The organism is Ensifer sp. ENS08, from assembly GCF_014852195.1.
Lineage (GTDB): Bacteria > Pseudomonadota > Alphaproteobacteria > Rhizobiales > Rhizobiaceae > Ensifer > Ensifer adhaerens.
Genome location: NZ_JACVBF010000012.1, coordinates 196,291 through 204,938 on the forward strand (window position 1 = coordinate 196,291; position 8,648 = coordinate 204,938).

The 8,648-nt window shown below is 60.7% G+C and carries 9 protein-coding genes; 5 read left to right on the forward strand and 4 right to left on the reverse strand.

What is annotated here, in order from left to right; translation table 11 throughout:
- Nucleotides 1-84: 84 nt before the first annotated feature.
- The 3 genes from IB272_RS23490 to alr are packed head-to-tail and all read right to left on the reverse strand — an operon-like array spanning nucleotide 85 to nucleotide 2,907.
- Nucleotides 85-465, reverse strand: a complete 381-nt coding sequence (locus IB272_RS23490) for a RidA family protein (RefSeq protein WP_060610740.1) — start codon at nucleotides 463-465, stop codon at nucleotides 85-87.
- 36 nt (nucleotides 466-501) lie between these two features.
- Nucleotides 502-1,752: a D-amino acid dehydrogenase gene (locus IB272_RS23495; RefSeq protein ID WP_034790377.1), complete on the reverse strand. Its 1,251-nt coding sequence runs from the start codon at nucleotides 1,750-1,752 to the stop codon at nucleotides 502-504.
- A gap of 24 nt (nucleotides 1,753-1,776) precedes the next feature.
- The gene (gene alr, locus IB272_RS23500) at nucleotides 1,777-2,907 is read right to left on the reverse strand and encodes an alanine racemase (protein ID WP_192445182.1); all 1,131 of its coding nucleotides are present in this window, start codon (nucleotides 2,905-2,907) and stop codon (nucleotides 1,777-1,779) included.
- Between the two features lie 126 nt (nucleotides 2,908-3,033).
- Here alr and IB272_RS23505 point away from each other — a divergent pair, with 126 nt between their 5' ends.
- The 5 genes from IB272_RS23505 (at nucleotide 3,034) to IB272_RS23525 (ending at nucleotide 8,010) form a co-directional block, all read left to right on the forward strand.
- Nucleotides 3,034-3,498 (forward strand): Lrp/AsnC ligand binding domain-containing protein, encoded by a 465-nt coding sequence (locus IB272_RS23505; protein WP_034790372.1) that lies wholly within the window; start codon nucleotides 3,034-3,036, stop codon nucleotides 3,496-3,498.
- 352 nt (nucleotides 3,499-3,850) lie between these two features.
- Nucleotides 3,851-5,155, forward strand: coding sequence for a sn-glycerol-3-phosphate ABC transporter substrate-binding protein UgpB (ugpB, locus tag IB272_RS23510; protein WP_060521180.1), 1,305 nt, complete (start codon nucleotides 3,851-3,853; stop codon nucleotides 5,153-5,155).
- Nucleotides 5,156-5,223: 68 nt separating this feature from the next.
- A complete protein-coding gene (gene ugpA / locus IB272_RS23515) occupies nucleotides 5,224-6,105 on the forward strand; it encodes a sn-glycerol-3-phosphate ABC transporter permease UgpA (protein WP_034790369.1) in 882 nt (293 codons plus the stop codon).
- Nucleotides 6,106-6,112: 7 nt separating this feature from the next.
- A complete protein-coding gene (gene ugpE, locus IB272_RS23520) occupies nucleotides 6,113-6,961 on the forward strand; it encodes a sn-glycerol-3-phosphate ABC transporter permease UgpE (RefSeq protein WP_060521181.1) in 849 nt (282 codons plus the stop codon).
- The gene (locus IB272_RS23525; protein WP_034790367.1) at nucleotides 6,961-8,010 is read left to right on the forward strand and encodes a sn-glycerol-3-phosphate import ATP-binding protein UgpC; all 1,050 of its coding nucleotides are present in this window, start codon (nucleotides 6,961-6,963) and stop codon (nucleotides 8,008-8,010) included. The genes ugpE and IB272_RS23525 overlap by 1 nt, the downstream gene beginning before the upstream one ends.
- A gap of 200 nt (nucleotides 8,011-8,210) precedes the next feature.
- Here IB272_RS23525 and IB272_RS23530 read toward each other — a convergent pair whose 3' ends face one another.
- A complete protein-coding gene (locus IB272_RS23530; RefSeq protein WP_127890105.1) occupies nucleotides 8,211-8,486 on the reverse strand; it encodes a hypothetical protein in 276 nt (91 codons plus the stop codon).
- Nucleotides 8,487-8,648 lie beyond the last annotated feature (162 nt).

Here is an 8,648-nt window from a genome sequence, read left to right on the forward strand (position 1 = left end):
GACGCGGAAATCTGGCCGGCGAGGCTGTCGACCGCCGGCCGGCTTCGCCCGCCTTTCCCGAAAGAGCGTCGGCGCCAGCATACTTCACGGGATAGCGATGACCGCTTCGATCTCCACCTTCGCGCCCTTCGGCAGAGCGCTGACCTCGTAGCAGGCGCGTGCCGGGAACGGCTTGGCGAAGAAGCCCGCATAAACCTTGTTGATCTCCGCGAACTGTCCGAGGTCGGTGAGCAGAACCGTGGTCTTGACGGTGTTGGAAAGGGTCGTGCCCGCTGCGGTCGCAATAGCCCCAAGGTTCTTGAGGCACTGCTCGGCCTGCGCGATCGCGTCGTCCGAGTTGAACTCTCCGGTGGCCGGATCGATCGGAAGCTGACCGGAGACGAACAGGAGGTTGCCGACCTTGATTGCCTGTGAGAAGGGACCGACGGCACCCGGCGCGTCGGTGGTGTGGATTTCCTGGATCATGATCGTCTCCGAGATTGGTGGTTGATTGGAACACGCTTATGCGTAGCGGGCGATCGCGAGATCGGTGGCGTCGATTTCCGGCTGGCGTCCGCTGACGAGATCAGCGATGACGCGGGCCGAACCGGAACTCATCGTCCAGCCGAGCGTACCGTGACCGGTGTTGAGATAGAGGCCGGCGACCTTCGTCGGGCCGATCACAGGCGTGCCATCCGGCGTCATTGGGCGAAGCCCCGACCAGAAGCTTGCCTTCGACACGTCGCCACCCGGGAAGAGATCGGTGACGGAGTGCTGGAGCGTCAGGCGGCGAGGCTCGCCGAGATCGTTGGTATAACCCGAGATTTCCGCCATGCCGCCGACGCGGATGCGATCGCCGAGCCTGGTGATGGCGATCTTGAAGGTTTCGTCCATAACGGTCGATTCCGGCGCGCGCGAAGCGTCGGTGATCGGGATCGTCAATGAGTAGCCCTTGACCGGATAGACCGGCAGACGGATGTCATGCGGCCTGACGAGGAGAGGGGAGAAGCTGCCGAGCGCCACGACGACGGCGTCGGCCTTGAGCGTGCCATGCGCCGTGACGACGCCCTTGATCCGGCCGCCTTCCACGTCGAGGCTGCGGATGATGCTGCCGTAGTTGAAGCGCACGCCGAGCGCTTCCGCCTTTTTCGCAAGTTCGTTGCTGAACTTGAAGCAGTCGCCGGTCTCGTCCTTCGGCGTCAGCAGGCCGCCGACGATCTTTTCGCGCACATGTTTTAGCGCCGGCTCGACGCGAATGCAGCCGTCGCGGTCCAGAACTTCGTAGGGAATACCGTCGGCGGCGAGCGCCTTGACGTCTTTGCCGGAGGCGTCGAGCTGGGCCTGGGTGCGGAAGAGCTGCAGCGTTCCCTGCATGCGCTCGTCATAGGCGATGCCGGTTTCGGCGCGCAGCGCGGCGAGCGAGATGCGGCTGTAGTCGGCAAGCCTGAGCATGCGGCTCTTGTTGATCGCGTAGCGCCCGGACGTGCAGTTCGAGAGCATCTTGATCATCCAGGAGATCATGGCGGCATCGACCTTCGGTCGAAGGATGAGCGGCGCGTGCTCCATGAACAGCCATTTCATCGCCTTCATCGGAATCCCGGGTGCTGCCCAGGGCGAGCAGTAGCCGAAGGAAACCTCGCCGGCATTGGCAAAGCTCGTCTCCAGCGCCGGTCCGGGCTGGCGATCGATGACGGTGACCTCATGTCCGCTCTTGGCAAGCTGGTAGGCCGAGGTGACGCCGACGATGCCGGCGCCGAGAACGATAACTTTCATGATGTCCTCAAAAGGAAAGGAAGCTCAGCGATACTGCCGTTCGTAGCGATGCCCGAGACCGGTCAGGATTTCGTAGGAGATGGTGCCGGCATCGCGTGCGATGTCTTCGAGTGTCTGGTTGGGGCCGAGGACCTCCACCAGGCTGCCGAGTTGCAGGCGCCCCTCCGGCAAGGCGGAGATGTCGATAGTGATGCTGTCCATCGACACCCGGCCGACGATCGGCAAGCGAACACCGTCGCAATAGACCGCACCCCGATCGCTCAGGCTGCGCGGCAGGCCGTCGGCATAGCCGGCAGCAATGGTGGAAAGCCGGGTCGGGCTTGCGGCGACATGGCTGCCGCCATAACCGACGCGCGCTCCGGTCGGCACTTCACGCGTCTGTACCACTGCAACATCGAGCTTGATGACCGGCTCCATCGGGTTTGGATGACCATCCGTCGGAGCACCGCCATAGAGTGCAATCCCTGGCCGAACGAGCACGCCGTGATAGGCTTCGCCGAGGAAAATGCCGCCCGAGTTGGCGAAGCACAGTTCGTATTCCGGAAACTCCGTGGCGATGCGTCGGAGTTCGGCAAGCTGGTTGCCGTTCTGCTCGCTCAAGACATCGTCGGCAGAGGCCAGGTGGCTCATGACAAACTGGATGTCGATCATGCCGCAGGTCCGCAGCATTGATGCGATCGCCGGTCGTTCCTGCGGCGGGACACCGAGCCGCGACATGCCTGTGTCGAACTGCAGCGCCGCGGGAAGGCGACGGTTGAGGTTTACAGCCGCACCGGCCCATTGCCGCAATTGTTCGAGGGAATTGATGACTGGAACGATGCCATCGTCGGCGCAGGCGAGCTCATTGCCCGGCTGCAGGCCATTCAGAACGAAGATCATCGCATCGCGGGCAAGCTGAGGTCGCAGGCGCCGAGCTTCCACGAACTGGGCCACGAAGAAATGCCGGCAGCCATGGTCATAGAGGCGCGCCGCGACCCGGTCCGCGCCAAGCCCATAGGCATCCGCCTTGACGACTGCTGCGGCCCGCGCCGGCGCAATTTCAGACACAAGCCGGTCGTAGTTGCGAACCAGCGCCGCAAGATCGATCGTGAGGTAGCCTGAGGCGCCGCCCTTGATCGCTTTCTGCTGCGTATTTTCCCTGACTGCGCCGTCCATGGCCGAGCCTCCCAACTTGTCCGGAGGGTAGTGAAACGATCGCAGAATTGTCGACGAATTGTCGATTGATCGTTGCGCGGATTCGTGATCATTGAATGAAACAGCGAAGAATTGGAATAATCTGCAATGCCCGCGCTCGACACCATAGACCGCAATATCCTTCGGCTGCTGCGCCTGGACGCGCGCCGGAGCAATGCCAGCCTCGCGACCGAGGTCGGGCTCTCGCCATCCGCTTGTCTAAGGCGGATAAAATTGATGGAACAGTCCGGCGTCATCCGCGGCTATACCGCCCTGGTGGACACCTCGAACGTCGAGGCCAGCATTGCCGTTATCATCAACATCACGCTGGACCGCCAGACGGAGGACTATCTCGACCGGTTCGAGGCGGCTGTACGAAGACATCCCGAGTTGCGGGAGTGTTTTTTGATGACCGGTGGATCGGACTATCTCCTGCGCGTCGAAGTCGCCAATGCCGGCGAGTTCGAACGCATCCACAAGGAGATTCTCTCGGCTTTACCGGGGGTCTCCCGGATCCATTCGAGCTTTGCGATCCGCAACGTGCTCGCGACACGTCCCAAGGCACGTCGATAGGCTGCAGTGTCAGAACCCCGGCGGCCGCCCCTAGCAGAGCAGGAGGGCGACAGGCATCAAGGCGAGGAGGCGGGCAAGTCCATCGGCCGCAAGTCGGTCGCGCAGGCTGTGAGTGGTTGGCGATTTGTATCTCGCCCGGGGACAATTCTGCCTCCAGCGTTCATATATGAAACAGAACGAATATTCCGAAGGCGGAAATTTGCGAATTCTGCATTCTATTTTCTCTTGCAGGTTCGTTATCGTTCGTTTTTAATCAGCGCACTTTCGCTGCGAAAGGCAGGCGCGACTGATTGAGGAGGATCAACGCGACTGAGCACCGAGACTTGTCGTCTCAATATTGGGAGGAACCGCCATGAGAGTTTTGAAATGGACGCTTGCGGCCACATCTGCAATCTCGATCTTCGCCGCTTCGAACGCCTTCGCGGCAACGGAGCTTGCCTGGTGGCACGCGATGACGGGCGCCAACAACGAAACCGTTGAAAGGCTTGCCAAGGAATTCAATGAAAGCCAGTCGGAGTACAAGATTGTCCCCGTGTTCAAGGGCACCTATGGCGAGACCCTGAACGCGGGTATCGCTGCGTTCCGCTCCAAGCAGGCTCCCGCCATCCTGCAGGTGTTCGACGCCGGCAGTGGCGTGATGCTGGGCGCGGAAGGTGCCGTGGTCCCCGTGGCGGAGGTGCTTAAGAAGGGCGGCTACGAGTTCAACAAGGACCAGTATCTGCCGGGCATCGTCGCCTACTATTCCAAGGCTGACGGGACCATGTTGTCCTTCCCCTTCAACTCGTCGTCCCCGATTCTCTATTTCAACAAGGACGCCTTTACGAAGGCCGGTATCGATACGGCCAAGCCGCCGGCCACCTGGCCCGAGGTCTTCGAAGCGGCAAAGAAGATCAAGGCGAGCGGGGCGGCAAATTGCGGCTTCACCTCGACCTGGCTGACCTGGATCCAGACCGAAAACTTCTCGGCCTGGAACAATGTGCCCTACGGCACGAACGAAAACGGGCTTGCCGGGCTCGAAGTGGAACTGAAGATCGACGCGCCGCTCTTCGTCGACCACTTCCAGTCGATCGCCGACCTCGCCAAGGACGGCACCTTCCGTTACGGCGGTCGCACCTCGGAAGCCAAGCAGCTGTTCATGTCGGGCGAGTGCGCGATCCTGACGGAATCCTCCGGTGGTCTCGGCGACATCGTCAAGTCGGGCATCAACTATGGTGTCGGCGAGCTTCCCTACTATGAGGGCCATGGCCCGCAGAACACCATCCCGGGTGGCGCAAGCCTCTGGGTCTTCGCCGGCAAGAGCGATGGCGAATACAAGGGCGTGGCCGAGTTCTTCCATTTCCTCTCGAAAACGGAAACTCAGGCCCAACTTCACCAGGTCTCGGGCTACCTGCCGGTGACGCTTGCAGCCTATGAGGAAACCAAGAAGTCCGGCTTCTATGAAAAGAACCCGGGCCGCGAGACGCCGATCAAGCAGATGATGGGCAAGGCGCCGACCGAAAACTCCAAGGGCGTTCGCCTCGTCAACCTTCCGCAGGTTCGCGACATCCTCAACGAAGAGTTCGAAGCGATGCTTGCCGGCCAGAAGGATGCCAAGACGGCCCTCAGCGAAGGTGTCGTGAAGGCAAACGCAGCGATCAAGACTGCTGTCGGAAACTGACCTCCAAAACGAAATGTCCGCATCGCCGAAAGGCGGTGCGGACTGGTCTTTGATGGGGAGGGGAGTCCATGCAGTCCGTCGTGTTTCCAAACAAGGTGCTGCCGTATCTTCTGCTGGCACCTCAGATCGTCTTGACGGTCATCTTCTTTTTTTGGCCCGCCAGCCAGGCGCTCTACCAGTCGGTGCTGCGCGAAGATCCGTTCGGCCTTAAATCCGGCTTCGTCGGTCTCGCCAACTTCCGGGCAATCCTTGCAAACCCGGACTATCTGCATTCTCTAAAGGTCACCGTGGCCTTCAGCCTTGCGACTGCGCTGTTGTCGATGGCGCTCGCGCTGCTGCTCGCCACGGCGGCCGACCGGGTGGTGCGCGGGCGCAACGTCTATCGCACGCTGCTAATCTGGCCCTATGCGGTTGCCCCGGCTGTTGCCGGCATGCTGTGGCTGTTCATGTTCAACCCGGCAATGGGCACCTTCTCTTACATTCTGCGCCGCAATGGCTTCGCTTGGGATCCGCTGCTCAACGGCAACCAGGCGATGTTTCTGGTGATCGTGGCGGCAGCCTGGAAGCAGATCAGCTACAACTTCCTCTTCTTCGTCGCCGGCCTGCAGGCGATCCCGAAGTCGCTGATCGAAGCGGCAGCCATCGATGGTGCCCGCGGCACCAAACGGTTCTGGACCATCGTCTTCCCGTTACTTGCGCCGACGACGTTCTTCCTGCTCGTCGTCAACACCGTCTACGCCTTCTTCGACACCTTCGGCATCATTCACGCGGTCACAGGCGGAGGCCCCGCCAAGGCCACGGAGACGCTCGTTTACAAGGTCTATAACGACGGCTTCGTCAATCTCGACCTCGGCAGTTCGGCAGCCCAGTCGGTGATCCTGATGATCATCGTCATTGCGCTGACGGCGTTCCAGTTCCGCTTCGTCGAGAAGCGGGTCCACTATTCGTGAGGCGCAGATGATCGAGAACCGTCCCATATCAACTGCGATCAGCCACTTGATACTCGTCATCGGGATCATCATCGTCGCGCTGCCGATCTACTATACCTTCGTCGCCTCGAGCCACAGTTCGATCGAAATCGTGCGGCCACCCATGTCGCTGGTGGTCGGAGATCACCTTGTCGAGAACTATCGGGAGGCGATCGGCGGCGGCGTCGAGCGTGTCGTCGGCGTCAGCCTTGAGCGGCTGTTGTTCAATTCGACGGTCGTGGCGATCGCGATCGCCGTCGGCAAGATCGTCATCTCCTTCCTGTCGGCCTTTGCGATCGTCTTCTTCCGCTTCCCGCTGAAGATGCTGTTCTTCTGGATGATCTTCATCACCCTGATGCTGCCGGTCGAGGTGCGCATCCTGCCGACCTACAAGGTGATCGTCGATCTCGGCTTGATCGACACCTATGCGGGGCTGACGCTGCCGCTGATGGCGTCGGCAACGGCGACGTTCCTCTTTCGCCAGTTCTTCCTGACGATACCAGGGGAGCTGGTGGAGGCCGCGCGCATCGACAATGCCGGCCCGTTTCGCTTCATGAAGGATATCCTGCTGCCACTCTCGGCAACGAACATCGCGGCGCTCTTCGTTATCCTCTTCATCTATGGCTGGACTCAGTATCTCTGGCCGCTGCTCGTCACCAATGACGCGAAGATGAACACGATCATCATCGGGCTCCGGCGGATGATCGATTTTACCGACGCCTCGACGCCTTGGAACTATGTGATGGTGACGGCGATCCTTGCAATCATCCCGCCGATCCTCGTGGTCGTGCTGATGCAGCGCTGGTTTGTCAAAGGTCTTGTGGAGACAGAAAAGTAATGGCTGAAATTACCCTGAATGACGTCCGCAAGACCTATGGCACGGTGGAAGCGATCAAGGGCGTTTCGCTCGAGATCAAGGACGGAGAGTTTGTCGTTCTTGTCGGGCCGTCCGGCTGCGGCAAGTCCACGCTGTTGCGCATGATCGCCGGGCTCGAGAACATCAGCGGCGGAGATATCCTGATTGGCGGGCGTCGGGTCAACGACGTCGAGCCGGCGGAGCGCGACATTGCGATGGTCTTCCAGAACTACGCGCTTTATCCGCACATGACGGTGCGCCAGAATCTTGCCTATGGGCTCAAGAACCGAAAGACACCGCCGGCCGAGATCGACCAGCGCATTGCCACGGCCGCAAGGACGCTTGAGATCGAGCCCTATCTCGACCGCAAACCACGGCAGCTTTCGGGCGGCCAGCGCCAGCGCGTTGCCATGGGGCGGGCAATCGTTCGCCAACCCGCCGCGTTTCTGTTCGACGAACCGCTCTCGAACCTCGATGCCAAGCTGCGCGGGCAGATGCGCATCGAAATCAAGCGGTTGCAGCGCTCGCTCGCAACGACGAGCGTCTATGTCACGCATGATCAGATGGAAGCGATGACGCTTGCCGACCGGCTTGTCGTCGTCAGCGCCGGCCGCATAGAGCAGGTCGGCACGCCACTGGAGCTTTACGAGAAGCCCGCGACCACCTTCGTCGCCACCTTTATCGGCTCGCCCTCGATGAACCTGCTGCACGGCAAGGACATGTCGGCGGGCTGGTCGCTTGCCGCGGATGTGACGAGGCCGACTGGCGATTACACGCTAGGCGTCCGTCCGGAAGATATTTCGCCGATGTCAGCCGATGCTCCAGCGCGAGCCTTCGAAGCGACGGTGCGCATCGACGGCATCGAGTTGGTCGGCGCCGAAAGCCTCATACACGGTCGCCTCCAAAACGGCGACGAGTTGGTCTTTCGCGTTTCCGGGCGCGCGCGCAACGAGATCGGTGACGAGGTGAAGGTCGGGGCGAGCACCGAAGCGCTCCACATGTTTGATGGCAGTGGGAACCGGCATGGATGATAGCCGGAAGGTCAGGGGAAGGGTTCCGGCGGAACTTCCTGCCCACCCTTAAAGTTCGGCGAGAGCTATCCGGCGCTGAGTAGCGGGAGCCCGATTTGCGCCAGCCTGGTCGATAGCCAGTCTTCCAGAATACGATCAACGTGATCGGCGCCGGGCCTTCGGAGTTTGATCGCAGCAGATTTAGTTTGCCGCGCCTCGGATCAAGAAGCCGAAGGTGTCATGTGAGCGGCCTCGAGTTGCCAAGCGCGGCAAGACGAGTGTGCGCCAACAGTCGGCATGTTTTCTTCGGCGAAACGGTGTTGCGGGTTTTCAAGGTCGAAGCCCCGATGCTCCAGCCCAAGAATGCAGCAGTCACCGTCCGGCTGGATTGTCCAGTGCAGCTCGAAATCAGCAAACGTGTAGACCAGCGTCTTGCCGGGATCGACCTCGATGACACGGCACGGAACCGCTAAAGCGGCCCGAATGGGTGTTTGCAAGTTAGTTCCATAATGTATGTTATGCGATTCAGAACTGTAGCCGCAAAGTTAAAGTGTCCTGATCCTGCAAAGTTGGAATGTCACTCTCCCCGGGTTTTGATGACCTGGGAGATTGCGGATGGGATTGATTGCGATGAGCGAGCGCGATCTGCAGCGGATTGA